This window comes from Paenibacillus larvae subsp. larvae (assembly GCF_002003265.1).
Lineage (GTDB): Bacteria > Bacillota > Bacilli > Paenibacillales > NBRC-103111 > Paenibacillus_H > Paenibacillus_H larvae.
This window is the reverse complement of sequence record NZ_CP019687.1, coordinates 2,472,786-2,489,399: the sequence shown is the minus strand read 5'-3', so window position 1 is coordinate 2,489,399 and position 16,614 is coordinate 2,472,786. Positions and strand designations below refer to the sequence as shown.

The window sequence follows — 16,614 nt, the reverse complement described above, 5'->3', positions numbered from 1 at the left end:
GACTACCCGTTGAATTCTTCTGTTGCAAAATCTATTGCAGGTACCCATAACAAGCCTGAATTGGCACAATCAGATGCAAGCTCGTGGACTAAAAACCGGCATCGTACGGACAAAATGATGCGATGGCTGTTTGTAGGCAGTACTGTTCTTGTTTCCTGTATTATTTTCTCGATTATTCTGTTTGTAGGCTTTCAAGGTATACAGACGTTTAAAGATGTTAATCCGTTCACATTCTTTTTCTCTATGGAGTGGGTTCCGGCCAATAATCAGTTTGGAACCTTTTCCTTTTTGTTCAGCACATTGGCTTTAACCGGCCTGTCCATCCTGATGGTTGTACCTCTAGCCGTTTCTGCTGCCATTTTCATGGCGAAGATTGCTCCAAAATGGATGAGGGAGATTTTGCGTCCGGCTGCTGAATTGTTTGTCGGCATTCCTTCTGTCGTGTACGGGCTAATCGGACTGACGGTTATCGTTCCTTGGCTTGCCAATATTAGCGGAACGGCGGGTTACGGTATCTTACCGGCTGCTATCGTCCTGGCCGTGATGATTTTGCCAACAATCCTGTCAGTCTCCGAGGATGCGCTCCGTGCCTTATCTCCCGGACTTCAGGAAGCTTCCCTGGCACTTGGAGCCACCCGCTGGCAAACGATTTGGAGAGTGCTCCTTCCGGCAGCAAGGCCCGGAATTATAACAGGAATAATTTTGGGGATCGGGCGTGCTCTCGGTGAGACAATGGCTGTGTTCATGGTTATCGGAAACTCCCCGTTATTGCCGAAATCCTGGCTGGAATCCACAACGGTTCTTACGACGGCTATTGTGAAAGATATGGGGAACACACATCACGGGACGGCCTGGAATAATGCTTTATACATGATGGCATTTGTACTGCTGGTCATTTCACTAATCCTGATTCTTGCTATCCGGATTATTGCAAAAAGGAGTGAAGTGAAGTGAGGAACAAGGCGACAGACTTTGCCGCAACAGTGTATTTTTGGCTGGCAGGATTTTCGATTATCGGGCTTTTGGTCTGGGTACTTTACCGGATCTTAAGCGCAGGACTTCCGCATCTTTCCTGGGACTTTATAACCGGACTTCCGGAAGATATCATGCCCGGCGGCGGTGTAGGGCCAATGCTCTTCAACTCTTTCTATATCCTGTTTCTGTCTCTTGTATTCTCGCTTCCAGTTGGTTTTGGGGCAGGTATTTATCTGGCAGTCTATGCGAAGAAGAACAGGTTGACGGAATTTATCAGGATCTCAGTTGAAGCTTTAGCTTCCGTGCCTTCCATTGTTTTTGGCCTGTTTGGCTTCTTGCTCTTTGTACAATTTTTCAATTTGAAAATATCCGTTCTGAGCGGTTCTTTGGCTCTGGCCCTTTTGAACCTGCCCGTTCTTGTCCGGGTAACCGAAGGAGCTTTCCGGACCGTCCCGCACTCATATTGGGAGGCCAGTCTTGCCCTCGGTTCTACCCGCTGGCAGGCTATCCGTAAAGTGCTGTTTCCGGCAGCTTTGCCTAGTCTGATTACCGGAATAACACTTGTAGCGGGACGTGCACTAGGGGAATCCGCTATTTTGATCTATACTGCCGGATTATCTGTATCCCGAAATTTCCCGGAATTAAATCCATTTGCCATGGGGGAAACGCTGGCTGTTCACTTATGGTACGTTCAATCTGAGGCACTTGTACCGGACGCGAAGCAAATTGCGGCCGGAAGCGCAGCTCTTCTTCTGCTTGTTGTGCTTGCCTTTAACCTTCTTATCGGCATACTAAGTCGTATTATTCAAAAACGATTACCCGGAGGCAAATAACTTATGATCACAACGACCGCAACAAAAATAAGTGTCAAAGATGCTAATTTGTTTTATGGAGAACAACAGGCACTCAAAAATATGAATTTGGATATGCCGGAGAAATCCATTACAGCTCTGATCGGGCCTTCCGGATGCGGGAAATCCACTTTTCTCCGCATGCTGAACCGGATGAATGATTTGATTGAAGGTGTACGCATTACAGGGACTGTGGTTATAGACGGACTTGACATTTATGCATCGAATACGGATGTGGCTTCCTTAAGGAAACGGATCGGTATGGTATTTCAGCGTCCGAATCCTTTTCAGACGAGTATTTTTGACAATGTGGCTTATGGACCGCGTATCCACGGGATCAGAAAAAAAGCGGAGCTCGAGGTTATCGTGGAACGGAGTCTTAAACAGGCAGCCCTCTGGGAGGAAGTGAAGGACCGACTCAACAAGTCTGCATTGGCCTTGTCGGGCGGACAGCAGCAGAGGCTGTGCATAGCCAGGCTGCTGGCTGTGGAACCGGAGGTACTTCTGATGGATGAGCCGACCTCTGCGCTGGACCCGGTCTCTACTATGAAAGTGGAGGAACTTACTCAAGAATTGAAAGAGAAATATACGATAGTAATCGTTACTCATAATATGCAGCAAGCTGCCCGGATTTCCGATCAAACTGCCTTTTTCTTAAACGGTGTGCTGGTGGAAAATGGGGAGACGGAGAAAATCTTCAATAATCCGGCGGACCAACGTACGGAAGACTACATTCGGGGCAGATTCGGCTGATAAGGGAAAACTTAAAAAACGAATCAATTTCGGATGGATATCTAAGTTATGAAATTGATTCAAACATTTTTTGAACCTCTCATGACTAAAGTCGCGAGATTCTCGGGAACAGAGCGTACTTTTACGACATACCAGTCTGCTCTAAAGCCCCCTAATGAACTTGGACAGTACATCCCTTATTCCGATATAATAAAATCATGTTGGAGGGGAACGAAAACCAGAAAGCAATACGACCTGAATTTCAAAAAGATGATCGTGCCAAGGGAAAAGGAATCGGCAATATGACGGCTGTCGCGAGACAGCTAGCAGAGAAAGCTTTTGGTGTTAAAATAAGTGATATACAACGAGAAGCCTTAGACTTATTTGATTCCATTACATTTAATCCGGACTTTCAATTAGTTATGAAGCTTGAGCCAGGTGACATGCAATTTCTTAATAATCATGTTGTAATACATTCGAGGACTGAGTTTGAAGATTATGAAGATCCTAAATTAAAAAAGACATTTATTACGGTTATGGCTTTCTGTACGTAATTCAAGAAAAGAACACCCAATCACCTTTTAAATTGAGAGGAGTGGTATTTAATGATAATAAGGGAAGCAACAACTGATGATGCATTAGAACTTACAGAACTGATTAAACAAGTTGAAAGGGAATCTGATTTTATGTTGTTTGGGGCAGAAGAAAGGATACTCAGTCCAGAACAACAAATGAAAAAAATAGAAGCAGTAAAACAAGATGAAAATTCAATTATTTTAGTCGCTGACATTAATGGTAAATTGGTAGGCTATTTAATTGCGAACGGAGGATTTGCAAAAAAAATAAACATTCTACTTATTTGGTAATAGGAATTTTAGAAGAATTCACTGGAAAAGGGATTGGAAAGGATTTATTTAACGAATTGGAAACATGGGCATCTCTAAATAGTATACACCGATTAGAATTGACTGTTATGAAGCACAATGAGAGAGCAGTTTCACTTTATAAAAAAATGGGATTCGAAATCGAAGGAGTTAAAAGGAATTCATTACTAGTAAATAATATATATGTAGATGAGTATTATATGTCGAAATTATTATAAATAGTTTCAAAGTTCGATGGAACCCAAAATAATGTAATATAAATTTAAGACGTCCGTCATGACGAGATATAGCATCTTCAGCAGCGGCTCATCGGTAGGGAAAATGCTTTTTCCTTTCGTCACCTTGCGTAACCGGCGATGATAGCTTTCGATCATGTCCGTCTTAAGATGAGCTTACGGATCTCTGACGGGTACTTGAAAAAAATAGCGAGTTTCTCCCCAGTTGGTGCGCCACGAATGGACGATAAGCGGATACTTGGTGCCCCATGTCCCTTCGAATCGATCCAGCTTTTACAGACTCGAAAACTGTAAGCACGGATGGCATTCTTAATGACTTTAATTAGTCCCCCGAATATGTTGTACTTGTTTTCTGTTCGATATACATCGGAAGTTGGATGAAAGGCGCAAACATTGATTTATTCAGTGATGGTTTGTTTATTTACTGGTTTAAAAATAAGGGGCTACCCCAAACATGTCGTACCTCAATCGTTCGACGATGTTAACGTCAGATAGTTCAAAGATCACCTTCAAGAGCAAGTATTTAAACAATTGAATCGGGTCGATTGCCTTTCGGCCGTTATCCAGACTGTAGCGCTCTTTCAATTCTTATAAACAAATGAGAAATCCACCAATTCATTGATCTGACGCAAAATATTATCCTTTGGAATAATCAAGTTATAGAGTTCTATATAGGGATTTAAAGTCATGGATTGTTGTTGAAGCATCACATTTCACCTACTCGGTTTGATGCTTTCATTATACTAAAAAAAGGTACAGCTCCCTCAAAAATTTGAGGAACCTGTACCTTTTTAGCTTTTAGAGGGACTTTTTCAGTGGCCTTTCAGTCAGGAACAGATTTTTTTTATTTCATCTGTCTACCTAAAGGAGAGCATATCATTGGTGCTGGGTTAAACTATCGACAAAGTCCCTATATTCACCGCCGCAAAGTAAAAGGTTTTTGCTGGAGGGCGAAGGCAGGCGCCTTTTATTCCTGGATTCTTTCAATTTTGGGCACAATCGCCAAAGCCGGAATGGAGTTAGTCATTGCTCTTGCAAATACCTTTACTTTTTCACCTATCATATAAGGAGCAGGATTTGATATAGGAACCTTTAGCAACTTATCTTGAAAAGCCAATACCCACCAACTTCCCAAATAAAAGAGTGCCTCTTCTCTTGTAGGAGTATCTGCAACCAGCATGTGGCCGTGAGAAATGGAGATGACATACCCGGTAAAGGGCAGCCGATCTTCTTTCACAAGACAGTAAATGGAGGTATCATTCGATGGAGACACATCCGAATGGGCAAGAGCGGGTGTTATTCCCGCCGTAACTCCCCATCCTAAGGCAAGAGTGGTTGCTGCAGCTACAAACTTTTGTTTTGAAGTGAACATAGATTTATCCTCCTTGTTTTTAGACTTCATAGCTATACATTCTTATAAATAACCCAAAATCCTTCAAAAATTGAAATATTTAACAATTTTGAAACAATTGATATAATAGAAAATGCTTTAAAAAATTCAAGATATCGACAGATTTATGACACTTTGTTTGTGAAATAGTTCATAGATCCATGTATAATATATACTGAAAAGATATGGATCAGCTTGCATAAATCCTTAAAGTTAAGATGGCTGTGAACCTGGCGAATCTAAGGGAGGTACCTGTTCTTACATACGGTTTACCTTTGCCTGTGAAAGGAAGGGAAACATTGAAAAAGCCGATATTACTTATCATGATCATGTTGTTTTTCGTCTATGTAGGGTTTGGGATTATCATTCCCGTATTGCCGGTTTTTGTGCAAGAAGAAGGAGTTGACCCGGCCGGACTCGGCCTGCTGCTTTCCATCTATTCCATCGTATCCTTTCTGGTTGCCCCATTCTGGGGAGCGCTGTCCGACCGGAAAGGCAGGCGTCCCATTCTGCTGACAGCCACGTTTGGTTTTGCATTAAGCTTCGTGCTTTTGGCTTTATCGGAACGGCATATTTGGCTGCTCTATCTATCCAGGGTCCTGGGAGGACTATTTTCAGGAGCTTTAAGCGGAGTCGCCATGGCATATGTAGCGGATATTACTTCCCATGAGGAAAGGACGAAATCCATGGGATTCGTCGGGATGTCCATTGGGCTGGGCTTTATCTTTGGTCCGGCTTTGGGCGGTCTTCTAAGTAGTTGGAGCTTAACTCTGCCTTTTTGGGTTTCGGCTGGAGCTTGCACTGCAGTGTTTGCAGGTACACTGCTGGTTTTGCCGGAATCTCTTGATAAAAGTGTACAGCCTGCAGAACATTCGCATTCATCCAGGTGGAAAGCTTTCAGCGGTCTGCTGCGTTATCTGTATATTCTTACCTTTGTAGTATCCGTCTCTCTGGCAGGACTGGAATCCACCTTCCAGTACTTTGAAATGGAAGTATTTCAGGTTACCTCTTCACAAATCGGGCTAATGTTTATGTTCAGCGGTTTTGCTGATGCCCTTGTTCAAGGGGGATTAATTCGCCCGATTGCCAAACGGAAATGGGAGAAACAGGCTATTGGTACAGGATTGTTCTTCTCTGTGATGGGGTTTATCATGATTCTTCAATCCGCCGGTTTCTGGACAGCTACGGTGGCGCTTACTATATTCAGCATGGGGAATGCGATGGTCCGCCCTTGTGTCAGCTCTTTATTGACGCAGCGCACTACAGGCGGACAGGGAATTACAACCGGGCTGAATTCTTCTATGGACAGCCTCGGACGTATTGCAGGCCCCCTGCTGGGAACAAGCTTGTTCGGGTGGAAATCAGGCGCTCCTTATCTGGCAGGTATTTTGCTTAGCCTTGCAGCAGGGTATTGGCTTTGGAAGTTTCATGAATTGGACCAAAAAAAGAAAAATGCAGGAGGCGTGTAGGATGTCGGAAACGGTGTTTAACATTTTTCAAAAATCCCATGAGGGTTCCTGGGCATTTGTGATTGTTTTCTTCATTTTGAGCGTTATTTTTACCCGGCAAAAAATCACCCCGATGATAGCCCGGTTATTTTATTTGATCATGCTTGTAAGTGGTATCGGTATGCTGATTAATTGGGGATTTCCAGGCAAGTATCTGACCAAAGGAATCCTCGCTGTTCTTATGATCGGCGTCATTGAGATGATTATGGGACGTACAAGAAGAGGACAGGGAAAAGAACCTGTTACACTTGGCATGTGGGCGGCATTTGTCATACTGCTTATTCTCATATTATTGATTGGTTTCGGAGTGTTCTGAAAGATATAAATCTATAAGTTTGGGGATCAAACATGATGATTAAAAATTGGCTGTATATTAGTGTGACTACGGTTCTGTACGGGTCTGCCGTAACCCTGCTGCTTTTGGGAAGTGTGAAGCTTATTTTTCCGGGCTTTGTCTTTATGGATGAGGCAGCCAAAGGGACCAGCGAGATAGGATACGCCCTGTTTGGTTCAGTTACCGTCAGTATCGTTTGTGTAGTCGGTTTTTTTGCTTATCTCGTAGCTAATTATTATATGATCGGGATACTTAAAAACCGTTTCAAAGCATGGAACGGGATTCAAATCTTCTTCATTTTCCTGACACTGGCGGACCTGGTTTTTCTTCGTTATGAAAACTTCGCCCGGTCTGAGGAAAGTATCTGGAGATATGCAGGATTGCCTATAGTTATAGTGACAGCGGCTATTGCAGTTGCTTGGTGGAAGGTAAAACTGACCAACAAAAACGCCTGGATTCCGACCTTGTTTTTCATGATTGTTGTGACTTCTTTGGAGCTTATACCGGCCATGCAGGCCAATGAAGACGAGTATCTGCTTATTCTTCTCGGTACCCTTGTAGTGCTCAATGCAAGACTTATCCTGATTCTGCATAAGCTTGTCAATCGCACAAGAGCCGCCAAGGCGGCAGCGGCTAAAACCCGTTCCGGACAGGGATAAGTGTAAGTTTCAGCCCTAAAGGGACCAGAAAACGGGCCAGCCGCACGCCCAAGCAGAGCAAAGCCGTGAAAATGGCCGCTCCGCACGGAAAACAAGAAAAAATCAGCTGGCTACAGTACGGAATCAAGCTGTTTCACGGCTTTTATAATGAGAATTTTATGCTTCCCGACCTTGCGTCGGGATATTTTTTTGGCGTGGGCGGGATAAATCCAAATGGCATCAAGTCCGCAGCGTGTGGCTCCGATAATATCATTTTTCCAGGAATTTCCTACCATAACACCTTCAATCGGTTTTGTTCCGGTTGCTTTCATGGCAGCCTCAAACAAGGCGGAGTGCGGTTTTCTGGGACCGTTTTTGAGCGAGCTGAAGATCAGGTGTTCGGGGAACCAGCGTTCCAGCTTCAGATTCCGCAGATTCCGTTCCAGTCTGGATCGTTTTCCGTTACTGATAATAGCCAGTTTATACCTTTTTGATAGTTCATTCAGTACTTCCTCAACGCCCGGAAAAAGGGATACGTACTTTTCTTCAGCCAGTTCCACCTGATCAAAAAAAATTTTGGCAAATGCCTCGTTCACCCTGATCGGATAGGGTTCCAGAGCTTTTTTCAGGGAACGGATACGGATTTCCTCAGAGGATAGGGGGGGCTTATCTTCCGCTTTCCGGGCACGGCTCCATTCCAGCTTGTAACTGTGAAGAGCATCCTGGGCCGTCCATGTGCTGGCTTCAGGGGCCCATCTTCCTGTAAATTCACTTAACGCGTCCACAAAAGCGAAATCAAAACACCTTCTTCGGTCTACAAGTGTGTTGTTCATATCGAAAAAGACGACCTTTTTCTGAGGGAAAAAAAAGGAGCTCATGCAGGGTCCTCCTTCACTTGCGTCTTTTCGTCCAAGCGGATTATCCGTTCTCTAACGCGACATTTAATGGATACAGAGGAATTTCCGCATTTGGAACTTTTTTCTAAAATATTAGAAAGGACAAATTTTCCTTTCGGATGTTACTTATGTTTATGTGGGGATTCATTTTTTTATTTACGGTTCCTATGCTATCATGAGAATAGTACGTGAAAAATTGGGGTGGACCATGGAAAAATTAATCATAATTGATGGGAATAGTATTGCAAACCGGGCTTTTTATGCCCTGCCTCTGCTGAGTAATTCCAGCGGGCTGCACACAAATGCGGTGTATGGGTTTACCACCATGTTATTGAGGCTGATTGAAGAGGAAAAACCGACCCACTTTCTCGTTGCTTTTGATGCGGGAAAAGTGACGTTTCGACATAAAGAATATAAAGAGTATAAAGGGGGAAGGGCCAAAACCCCTTCGGAGCTATCTGAACAATTTCCTTTAATCAAAGAGCTTCTGAACGCTTTCGGCATTCGCCAGTTTGAGCTGGAGGGTTATGAAGCAGACGATATTATCGGTACCTTGACCAGAGCTGCTGACGAAAAAAAGAAGCATGTTATGCTGGTTTCCGGAGATAAGGACATGCTTCAGCTTGCCTCCGATTATGTGACAGTTGCGATTACACGTAAAGGCATCAGTGAAGTGGAGCATTACGGTCCAAAAGAAATCGAAGAAAAATACGGATTAAAGCCGGAACAAATCATCGATATGAAGGGCCTGATGGGGGATTCTTCCGATAATATCCCTGGTATTCCCGGCGTAGGAGAGAAAACGGCTCTTAAACTTTTGCATGAATACGGCTCTGTTGAATCTGTTCTTGAGCATGCTGATGAACTGAAAGGCAAAATGAAAGAAAAAGTGAAGGAAAATGCGGACTTAGCCCGGATGAGCAAGGAATTGGCGACTATTTTCCGTGAAGTTCCGATGTCTACAGAATGGGATGAGCTTGTTTATGAGGGCTATGAAGGACCCAAGCTTCAGGAAATGTTCCGCAAGCTGGAGTTCAAGTCTTTGCTGGAAAAACTCGATTTTGGGAACGGAGAAACAGGTAAGGAAGCCGGCAAAGAGGAAGACCCCGTCCCATTTGAAGTGATAAAAGAAGATCAGCTTGCCGTTCTGGAAGCTGTTTTAGATTATATCAAGGCTATCCATGTGGAAGTAGTGGGAGAGAATCCCCATCATTCAGATATAGCAGGATTGGGGCTTTATGACGGAAACAAAGGGTATTTTCTAGCTTTTGAAACGCTGCAATCCGTTAATGCGGAGCCGATCCGCCAGTGGCTTTCGGACGCGGACAAGGAAAAATGGATATTCGATAAGCATCGGGCCCAACTGGCTTTGTCCTGGAAAGGTATTAAGCTTCGCGGGGTCTCTTTTGACGTATTGCTCGCATCGTATCTGCTTGATCCTACGGAATCCACACTTACATTAAGCGGGGTTGCCGGCAAATATTCGGTGGCTTCCCTTCCTGCTGATGAACAGGTGTTTGGAAAAGGGGCTAAATTTAAACTGCCGGAGGAACACCTGCTTGGAGAGAACCTTTCTTTGAAGGCGGAGCGTGTATCCCGCCTTGTTCCGGTTTTGAAAGCGAAGCTGGAAGAAAGCGGGATGCAAGAGCTTTATTATGAGCTTGAGCACCCGCTTGCAGGTGTGCTTGCAGAAATGGAATTGGCCGGGATAAAGGTGGATAAGGAAAGCCTTAAGCAGCTCGGTACGGAAATATCAGACCAGCTTAAAACTATTATGGACCGCATCTACGAGCAGGCAGGGATGACTTTCAATATTAATTCACCGAAACAACTGGGTGAAGTATTGTTCGAAAAACTGCAGCTGCCTGTTCAAAAGAAAACGAAGACAGGTTATTCGACGGATGCCGAGGTGCTGGAGAAGCTGGCTCCTTATCATGATATTGTCGGTGATATCCTTCATTACCGGACGCTGGCAAAGCTTCAATCCACATATGTGGAGGGATTGCTTAAAGAAGTCCGTCCGGACACAGGAAAGGTGCATACGTATTACCGCCAGACCATCGCGGCGACAGGCAGGCTTTCCAGCCAGTATCCGAATCTGCAAAATATTCCGATCCGCCTGGAGGAAGGGCGCAAGATCCGCAAGGTTTTTGTTCCATCGAAACCCGGATGGCATATTCTGGCTGCGGATTATTCGCAAATTGAACTTCGTGTACTCGCTCATATCTCAGGGGACGAAAAGCTGAAGGAAGCTTTCGTCAAGGATATGGATATCCATACTAAGACTGCTATGGATGTGTTTGGGGTTAGCGAAGCGGAAGTGGACGCTAATATGAGGCGTTCTGCCAAGGCGGTTAACTTCGGAATTGTATATGGAATCAGCGATTACGGCTTATCCCAGAACCTTGGGATTACGCGGAAAGAAGCTTCCCGGTTTATCGAGCAGTATTTTTCTGTATTCCGCGGAGTCCGCAATTATATGGACTCCATTATCAGGGAAGCCAAAACACAGGGTTACGTAACGACACTTCTCCAGCGCCGCAGATACTTGCCTGAAATTAATGCATCAAATTACAACCTGCGTTCTTTTGCCGAGCGTACAGCCATGAATACGCCTATCCAAGGCACAGCTGCGGATATTATCAAGCTTGCCATGGTTCAAATGGATGAGCGTCTTAAACAGGAAAAACTGAAGAGTACAATGCTGCTGCAAGTACATGACGAATTAATTTTTGAAGTACCGGAAGATGAATTGGAGACCATAAAAAAGCTAGTGCCGGAAGTGATGGAACAGGCTCTTGCTCTTGACGTTCCCTTGAAAGTGGAAGTGGATGAAGGGGAAAACTGGTACGAAGCGAAATAATGAATTAGGGGGAGTCAGGATGCCGGAATTGCCAGAAGTCGAGACCGTCAAACGGACTCTGAATGAATTGGTTGTCGGAAAAACTATTGAACAAGTGGAAGTGCGGCTTTCGCGTATTATCCAAAAGCCGCTGAATATAGAGGAATTTGCCTTGCTTTTGGAGGGGCAGACCATTGAGCGGATCGACCGCAGAGGGAAATTTCTAAAATTTATTTTTACGGATTATGTATTGGTATCCCATCTTAGGATGGAAGGCAGGTACGGGGTATATCTATCCAATGATCCTGTAGAAAATCATACTCATGTGTTGTTCCATTTTACTGACGGGACGGATTTGCGTTACAAGGATGTACGACAATTTGGTACCATGCACTTGTTTCCAAAGGGACAAGAAGAACTGGATCCGCCTCTGAACAAGCTGGGGTTGGAACCTCTTGATGAAACATTCACGTTTGAACGGTTCTATCAGACCATTCACCATAAAACCACAAGGATCAAGCCTCTCCTGCTAAACCAGGAATACATTGTTGGGGTAGGAAATATTTATGTAGATGAAGCTTTGTATACAGCGGGTATTCATCCCGAGACGGAGACGCACTTACTGACAAAAAAAGAATTGCGCAAGCTCCATGAAGCCATCGTTCACACGCTGCAAAGCTCTGTGGATGTCGGAGGGTCTTCAATAAAATCCTATGTGAACGGACAGGGAGAGATGGGCATGTTTCAGCATCAGCTGAAGATATACGGCCGGACTTCCGAATTATGTACCCAGTGCGGAGGCGTAATTGTAAAAATGGTGGTTGGAGGGCGTGGCACTCATATCTGTCCGACCTGCCAGCCCCGCAAAAGGAAACGTACAAGAAAGAAAGTACTTCAATAAGCACATTCCCCTAGGCACTTCCATATCATAAATGGAAGGATCAAGTTGCCTGGGGGGAGGAAAAAACATGCTTCCTGGTATATCCCTATTCGTTCTTGCTCTCGCTGTTAGCTTGGACGGTTTGGGCGTAGGTATGATGTATGGAATTCGTAAAATAAAAATTCCGCTTTTATCCGTTGCCATTATCTCGTTATGGTCGGGTCTTGTCATTCTTGCATCCATGCAGATTGGAACCTGGCTGGCTGAATGGATAAGCCCCGCTCTGGCCCGGAAGCTGGGGGCGGTCATTTTAATAGGCATTGGTATCTGGGCACTTTATCAGCTTTATATGCAAAAACATCCGGGAAGGGAAGAACCTGGCCGGGTACCTGAAAATCAATTCGAGTCATTAGGCGTACCTGTTAACGGAAAACTGCTAAGCAGAGAGGTAGTCTCTATTGAACTAAAACGTTTCGGTCTGGTCATTCAAATTCTTCGAACGCCTTCAGTAGCAGACGTGGACCGTTCCGGGAATATTTCCGCTTACGAGGCTACTTTGCTCGGATTAGCTTTGTCGCTGGATGCGTTCGGAGCGGGAATAGGAGCGGCCCTTATTGGATTTTCCCCAATCGTCACTTCGGCAGTTATAGCTTGTTCCGGCGGTTTTTTCATTGCCATGGGATTGAAAGCGGGGTACCGGTTTGCAGATCTAAACTGGGTAAAGAGATTATCTGTACTTCCCGGGTGTGTACTTGTGCTGATGGGATTAATCAAACTGTTCGGTTGAGAGGACTTTGTCCGAGATTCTAAAGAGGAGTGAAACCATATGAATATAGGCTTAACAGGCGGTATCGCCTGTGGAAAAACGACCGTTGCCTCCAGTCTTGTCCGGCGCGGCGCACTATTGATTGATGCGGATCTTCTCGCCCGGGAAGTAGTAGAACCGGGAAGCCCTATACTGGAGCAAGTCACGTCACATTTTGGACAAGGCATCCTGCACCCGGATGGTTCTCTAAATCGAAAAGCTTTAGGAGAAAAAGTTTTTAGGGATAAGGCCTCCAGAAAACTGCTGGAAAGTATCCTCCATCCCGCCATCAGGCTTCTTATGGAAGAACGCATGAACTGCTATGAAAAAGAATACCCGGACAAACTGATAGTGGCAGATGTACCTTTGCTATATGAATCCGGATTTGATGGTATGTTTGCAGAGGTTATGGTTGTTTATGTTCCACAGAATGTTCAGCTTGAACGTCTTATGGAGAGGGACAAGCTTACGGAGGAACAGGCACTTAGCCGGATTCGGGCTCAAATGTCCATTGAAGAAAAGAAAAAACGAGCTGATATACTTATAGAAAACCAAGGGGATCTCTTAGAAACAGAACGTCAATTGGACGAATTTTGGAAGAGGAAGGGGCTTACATGAGATTTCTCCGAAAAAAGAGAGTTTTTGCTCTTTTGCTGATCGTTTTTTTGTTTATACTATTCTATAATAGTGAATTTATCGGAAAAAGAATTTACCCGATTTCCTACCAGAACGAAATAAAACAAAGCGCGGCAGAGCATAATATGGACCCTCTGGTACTTGCTGCTATTATTCGTGTTGAAACGAACTTTTCTCCGGAAAGCGTATCTAAAGTCGGAGCTATGGGAATCATGCAGATTATGCCGGAAACAGCCGAATGGATTCATAAACAAACGAATATCCCTCTTAGTGATTTTACTAAAGTAGATGTCAATATTCGCATGGGAGCCTGGTATCTGAGCTATTTAAAAGAAATGTACGATGGAAATATGCTGTATGCTATCGCCGCTTATAACGCAGGACAGGGAAATGTGAACAAATGGAAGAAAAATCAAATATGGGACGGTACAAAGGACGGCATTAGCAATATTCCTTTTGGAGAAACCCGCCACTATGTCCAAAAGGTATTGTATTACTATACAAAATATCAAAAAGTATATAAAAGTATATAAAAGTGAGCTTTCCTATGCCGATATTAATGGAAAGAAGCAAGGGAAAGAAGCATACGGCTTCTCTTCCCCTGCTTTAGCTTAGTCAGCAACGGTTTTGTTATCGGCTACCTTGTGTACCGGAAAGTTGCTGTTCGGCGATTTGAACTAAGCGGCGAGTGATGTGACCACCAATCGCTCCAGTGTCACGAGTAGCCATGTTGCCATAGTATCCATCCTGAGGAATGACGATACCAAGCTCTTGAGCTACTTCGTATTTCAATTGGTCCAACGCAGCATTTGCTTGAGGAACAACTAATACGTTACTGCTACGAGATTGTCCTGTACCCATGTCTGTTCACCTCCTTGTCGTTGGTAACTGTATTATGTGCGATCTTATTAAGAACATGACAAGCAACATATGGGAAATTCGAATTAAATAAAGGATAGGGGTGAGGATAACTATGAAGTGTCCTTTCTGTGACCACCTGGGTACGAAAGTCCTGGATTCAAGAGCCGCCAACGATAATAAGTCCATAAGACGGCGCCGGGAATGCGAGAAATGCATGCGCAGGTTTACTACTTTTGAAATGGTAGAAGAAACACCTTTAATGGTAGTAAAGAAAGACGGCAGCCGTGAAGAGTTTAATCGTGACAAAATATTGCGCGGATTAGTCCGGGCCTGTGAAAAGCGTCCGGTGTCTGTAGACCAGCTGGAACAGATCGTAACCGAAGTAGAAATGCGGGTGCGCAATATGGCCAAACCGGAGGTAGACAGCCGGGAGATAGGCGAGCTTGTTATGGAACAATTATACCCTGTTGACGAAGTGGCTTATATCCGTTTTGCTTCGGTGTACCGCCAATTTAAGGATATCAGTATGTTCATGAAAGAATTGAACGAACTGCTGGGCAGAGGAAATGAAACTGATATATAGTAAAAAGATTTGTAAGAGTGGGAAGTTTTCATTAAGACTTCCCTTTTCTTTTTTTCAAAGTTTTAATGTATGAATAAGAAAAACCGGATAGTTTGATAGAACAAGAAGGAAATGGAAAAAAGCACAAAAGGAGGGATGGGGAAAATCAGCGGCTAATTGCCAAATAAAAAAATGTTCCCAAAACATTCATCTAGTACAGGCATCTGCAATAACCTAATAACAAAATCCATTTCAAACTTATTCATAACCCAGCGGGGGAGGAAAGCGGTATGCGGAGAAAAGTTAGCCTGATTGTTCTATCGCTTTTGTTACTTTCATTTCTTGCCTTGACAGGCTGTTCGGGCAGCAAAGAGGAGAAAGTAACCTTGAATTTCTGGTATGGCTGGACAGGGCCGGAAGCGGATGCCTTGGAAAAACTGATTAAAGAATTCAATGATACACACAAAGAGATACAGGTGAAGGGGCTGAGTCAAAGTGACTATCAAAAGCAGCTGACGGCTATTACAGGAGGAAATCCTCCGGACCTTGCGTCCCAATTCGGTCAGAACGTGGCCTCATGGGGAGTCAAGGGGGCAATGCTTCCGCTTGATGACTATATCAAAAAGGAAAATGTGGATTTGAATGATTTTATTCCTTCGGCATTATCCACGTCCCAATACAATGGAAAAACGTATGCGCTTCCAATTGCGATGCATGTTACCATGCTTTTTTATAACAAAGATTTGCTGAAAGAAGCGGGATTTGACGGACCTCCAAAAACCGTAAAAGAAATGAAACAATATGCCGAGAAATTAAGCGTAGTAAAAGAGGAAGGGCGCCTGGAACGTCTTGGCCTCTGGCCCGGAACGGACCCGTATACTTTTGCTTATGTTTTTAACGGAAAATTTTATGACCCGGATAAAAATGAAGTAACGCCGGAAGATCCGGGTTTCAAGGCAGCCATCCAGCTTTCCAAGGACCTGTGGGATAAATACGGCAGTGAGAATCTGGACCGTTTCTCCTCTAGTCTGGGTAAATATCAATCAGCCCAGAACCCGTTCTTTTCGGGAAAATATGCTATGACTATAGACGGGGAATGGCTTCCGAACTTTATCAAACAGTATGCGCCCAACCTGAATTACGGAATCACTTCCATCCCTTATAATGATGAGCATCCGGAGCTTAAAAATGTCGGCAACATCAACACATCCGTTTTCTATATTCCTAAGGGGGCAAAACACCCTGAACAATCCTGGACTTTCCTCAAATGGATGACCGAGAAAAGCCATATGTCCAAATTTGACGCGGCCCTCGGAAACCTTCCTACACGGAAAAGCGCACTTGAAGACCCCGCATTTAACGATGTGCCGGGATTTAAAGAATTTTTGAATTATGCCAAAAGTGATAACCTTCACACTTTCCCGATCGTCCCGTTCATGAATGAGTATATGGATGAAATCAAGGTACAATATGACGCTATCCTGAGAGGGAAAATCAGTATGGACGAAGCTTTAAAACAAATCAAAGAAAAAATCCAGCCGCTGGCGGACAAGAAGTAGTTAAATCAGGGATCTTGCAGGTTCG

Annotated in this window: 19 protein-coding genes and 2 pseudogenes; 16 read left to right on the top strand and 5 right to left on the bottom strand. The window is 44.2% G+C overall.

Translation table 11 applies throughout. The annotated features are described in order from the left end of the window. Positions 1-9: 9 nt before the first annotated feature. The 6 genes from pstC (at position 10) to BXP28_RS25595 (ending at position 3,660) form a co-directional block, all read left to right on the top strand. A complete protein-coding gene (pstC, locus tag BXP28_RS12990; protein WP_024095123.1) occupies positions 10-954 on the top strand; it encodes a phosphate ABC transporter permease subunit PstC in 945 nt (314 codons plus the stop codon). Then, positions 951-1,808, top strand: coding sequence for a phosphate ABC transporter permease PstA (pstA, locus tag BXP28_RS12985; RefSeq protein WP_036655230.1), 858 nt, complete (start codon positions 951-953; stop codon positions 1,806-1,808). The genes pstC and pstA overlap by 4 nt, the downstream gene beginning before the upstream one ends. A gap of 3 nt (positions 1,809-1,811) precedes the next feature. Continuing rightward, positions 1,812-2,579, top strand: coding sequence for a phosphate ABC transporter ATP-binding protein PstB (gene pstB / locus BXP28_RS12980; protein ID WP_023483408.1), 768 nt, complete (start codon positions 1,812-1,814; stop codon positions 2,577-2,579). Positions 2,580-2,776: 197 nt separating this feature from the next. Next, on the top strand, positions 2,777-3,112 hold the full coding sequence (locus BXP28_RS12975; protein WP_023483407.1) for a TauD/TfdA family dioxygenase: 336 nt from the start codon (positions 2,777-2,779) through the stop codon (positions 3,110-3,112). 51 nt (positions 3,113-3,163) lie between these two features. Further along, on the top strand, positions 3,164-3,424 hold the full coding sequence (locus BXP28_RS25600) for a GNAT family N-acetyltransferase (protein ID WP_394804621.1): 261 nt from the start codon (positions 3,164-3,166) through the stop codon (positions 3,422-3,424). Next, positions 3,418-3,660: a GNAT family N-acetyltransferase gene (locus BXP28_RS25595; protein ID WP_394804622.1), complete on the top strand. Its 243-nt coding sequence runs from the start codon at positions 3,418-3,420 to the stop codon at positions 3,658-3,660. Before BXP28_RS25600 ends, BXP28_RS25595 begins: the two co-directional genes overlap by 7 nt. 6 nt (positions 3,661-3,666) lie before the next feature. Here the strand turns inward: BXP28_RS25595 and BXP28_RS25590 are convergent. The 3 genes and pseudogenes from BXP28_RS25590 to BXP28_RS12960 all read right to left on the bottom strand — a co-directional run. Continuing rightward, a pseudogene (locus BXP28_RS25590) lies at positions 3,667-3,951 on the bottom strand (transposase); the annotation flags it as partial. A gap of 180 nt (positions 3,952-4,131) precedes the next feature. After that, positions 4,132-4,385, bottom strand: a pseudogene (locus tag BXP28_RS24285) (transposase); the annotation flags it as partial. A 260-nt stretch (positions 4,386-4,645) separates the two neighbouring features. After that, a complete protein-coding gene (locus tag BXP28_RS12960) occupies positions 4,646-5,050 on the bottom strand; it encodes a hypothetical protein (RefSeq protein WP_036655226.1) in 405 nt (134 codons plus the stop codon). 317 nt (positions 5,051-5,367) lie between these two features. Here BXP28_RS12960 and BXP28_RS12955 point away from each other — a divergent pair, with 317 nt between their 5' ends. The 3 genes from BXP28_RS12955 to BXP28_RS12945 are packed head-to-tail and all read left to right on the top strand — an operon-like array spanning position 5,368 to position 7,569. Then, a complete protein-coding gene (locus tag BXP28_RS12955; RefSeq protein ID WP_036657071.1) occupies positions 5,368-6,537 on the top strand; it encodes a tetracycline resistance MFS efflux pump in 1,170 nt (389 codons plus the stop codon). Position 6,538: 1 nt separating this feature from the next. Further along, the gene (locus BXP28_RS12950) at positions 6,539-6,892 is read left to right on the top strand and encodes a DUF1516 family protein (protein WP_023483404.1); all 354 of its coding nucleotides are present in this window, start codon (positions 6,539-6,541) and stop codon (positions 6,890-6,892) included. A 32-nt stretch (positions 6,893-6,924) separates the two neighbouring features. Then, positions 6,925-7,569, top strand: coding sequence for a KinB-signaling pathway activation protein (locus BXP28_RS12945; protein WP_023483403.1), 645 nt, complete (start codon positions 6,925-6,927; stop codon positions 7,567-7,569). 110 nt (positions 7,570-7,679) lie between these two features. Here BXP28_RS12945 and BXP28_RS12940 read toward each other — a convergent pair whose 3' ends face one another. Further along, on the bottom strand, positions 7,680-8,426 hold the full coding sequence (locus tag BXP28_RS12940; RefSeq protein ID WP_036655225.1) for an HAD family hydrolase: 747 nt from the start codon (positions 8,424-8,426) through the stop codon (positions 7,680-7,682). Positions 8,427-8,652: 226 nt separating this feature from the next. Between BXP28_RS12940 and polA the strand changes: the two genes are divergently transcribed. From polA to BXP28_RS12915, 5 genes are all read left to right on the top strand, one after another. Further along, complete coding sequence (gene polA, locus BXP28_RS12935; protein ID WP_036657066.1) at positions 8,653-11,307, top strand: DNA polymerase I; 2,655 nt, start codon at positions 8,653-8,655, stop codon at positions 11,305-11,307. A 19-nt stretch (positions 11,308-11,326) separates the two neighbouring features. After that, on the top strand, positions 11,327-12,187 hold the full coding sequence (gene mutM, locus BXP28_RS12930; protein WP_023483400.1) for a DNA-formamidopyrimidine glycosylase: 861 nt from the start codon (positions 11,327-11,329) through the stop codon (positions 12,185-12,187). A gap of 67 nt (positions 12,188-12,254) precedes the next feature. Then, on the top strand, positions 12,255-12,953 hold the full coding sequence (ytaF, locus tag BXP28_RS12925; protein ID WP_024095115.1) for a sporulation membrane protein YtaF: 699 nt from the start codon (positions 12,255-12,257) through the stop codon (positions 12,951-12,953). A 39-nt stretch (positions 12,954-12,992) separates the two neighbouring features. Continuing rightward, positions 12,993-13,589, top strand: coding sequence for a dephospho-CoA kinase (gene coaE / locus BXP28_RS12920; protein WP_023483398.1), 597 nt, complete (start codon positions 12,993-12,995; stop codon positions 13,587-13,589). Beyond that, a complete protein-coding gene (locus tag BXP28_RS12915; protein ID WP_023483397.1) occupies positions 13,586-14,140 on the top strand; it encodes a lytic transglycosylase domain-containing protein in 555 nt (184 codons plus the stop codon). Before coaE ends, BXP28_RS12915 begins: the two co-directional genes overlap by 4 nt. Before the next feature lie 97 nt (positions 14,141-14,237). Here BXP28_RS12915 and BXP28_RS12910 read toward each other — a convergent pair whose 3' ends face one another. Next, entirely contained in the window at positions 14,238-14,468 is a 231-nt protein-coding gene (locus tag BXP28_RS12910; protein ID WP_024095113.1) for an alpha/beta-type small acid-soluble spore protein, read from the bottom strand. A gap of 112 nt (positions 14,469-14,580) precedes the next feature. Between BXP28_RS12910 and nrdR the strand changes: the two genes are divergently transcribed. Further along, positions 14,581-15,051, top strand: a complete 471-nt coding sequence (nrdR, locus tag BXP28_RS12905; RefSeq protein ID WP_024095112.1) for a transcriptional regulator NrdR — start codon at positions 14,581-14,583, stop codon at positions 15,049-15,051. 269 nt (positions 15,052-15,320) lie between these two features. Next, the gene (locus tag BXP28_RS12900) at positions 15,321-16,589 is read left to right on the top strand and encodes an ABC transporter substrate-binding protein (RefSeq protein WP_023483395.1); all 1,269 of its coding nucleotides are present in this window, start codon (positions 15,321-15,323) and stop codon (positions 16,587-16,589) included. Positions 16,590-16,614 lie beyond the last annotated feature (25 nt).

Excerpts from the sequence above, each read along its gene's own strand:
- BXP28_RS12960 (WP_036655226.1), bottom strand. The coding sequence starts at position 5,050 with ATGTTCACTTCAAAACAAAAGTTTGTAGCTGCAGCAACCACTCTTGCC.
- ytaF (WP_024095115.1), top strand. The coding sequence starts at position 12,255 with ATGCTTCCTGGTATATCCCTATTCGTTCTTGCTCTCGCTGTTAGCTTG.
- mutM (WP_023483400.1), top strand. The coding sequence starts at position 11,327 with ATGCCGGAATTGCCAGAAGTCGAGACCGTCAAACGGACTCTGAATGAA.
- BXP28_RS12975 (WP_023483407.1), top strand. The coding sequence starts at position 2,777 with ATGTTGGAGGGGAACGAAAACCAGAAAGCAATACGACCTGAATTTCAA.
- nrdR (WP_024095112.1), top strand. The coding sequence starts at position 14,581 with ATGAAGTGTCCTTTCTGTGACCACCTGGGTACGAAAGTCCTGGATTCA.
- BXP28_RS12945 (WP_023483403.1), top strand. The coding sequence starts at position 6,925 with ATGATGATTAAAAATTGGCTGTATATTAGTGTGACTACGGTTCTGTAC.
- coaE (WP_023483398.1), top strand. The coding sequence starts at position 12,993 with ATGAATATAGGCTTAACAGGCGGTATCGCCTGTGGAAAAACGACCGTT.
- BXP28_RS12915 (WP_023483397.1), top strand. The coding sequence starts at position 13,586 with ATGAGATTTCTCCGAAAAAAGAGAGTTTTTGCTCTTTTGCTGATCGTT.
- polA (WP_036657066.1), top strand. The coding sequence starts at position 8,653 with ATGGAAAAATTAATCATAATTGATGGGAATAGTATTGCAAACCGGGCT.
- BXP28_RS25600 (WP_394804621.1), top strand. The coding sequence starts at position 3,164 with ATGATAATAAGGGAAGCAACAACTGATGATGCATTAGAACTTACAGAA.
- BXP28_RS12950 (WP_023483404.1), top strand. The coding sequence starts at position 6,539 with ATGTCGGAAACGGTGTTTAACATTTTTCAAAAATCCCATGAGGGTTCC.
- BXP28_RS12940 (WP_036655225.1), bottom strand. The coding sequence starts at position 8,426 with ATGAGCTCCTTTTTTTTCCCTCAGAAAAAGGTCGTCTTTTTCGATATG.
- pstB (WP_023483408.1), top strand. The coding sequence starts at position 1,812 with ATGATCACAACGACCGCAACAAAAATAAGTGTCAAAGATGCTAATTTG.
- BXP28_RS12900 (WP_023483395.1), top strand. The coding sequence starts at position 15,321 with ATGCGGAGAAAAGTTAGCCTGATTGTTCTATCGCTTTTGTTACTTTCA.
- BXP28_RS12910 (WP_024095113.1), bottom strand. The coding sequence starts at position 14,468 with ATGGGTACAGGACAATCTCGTAGCAGTAACGTATTAGTTGTTCCTCAA.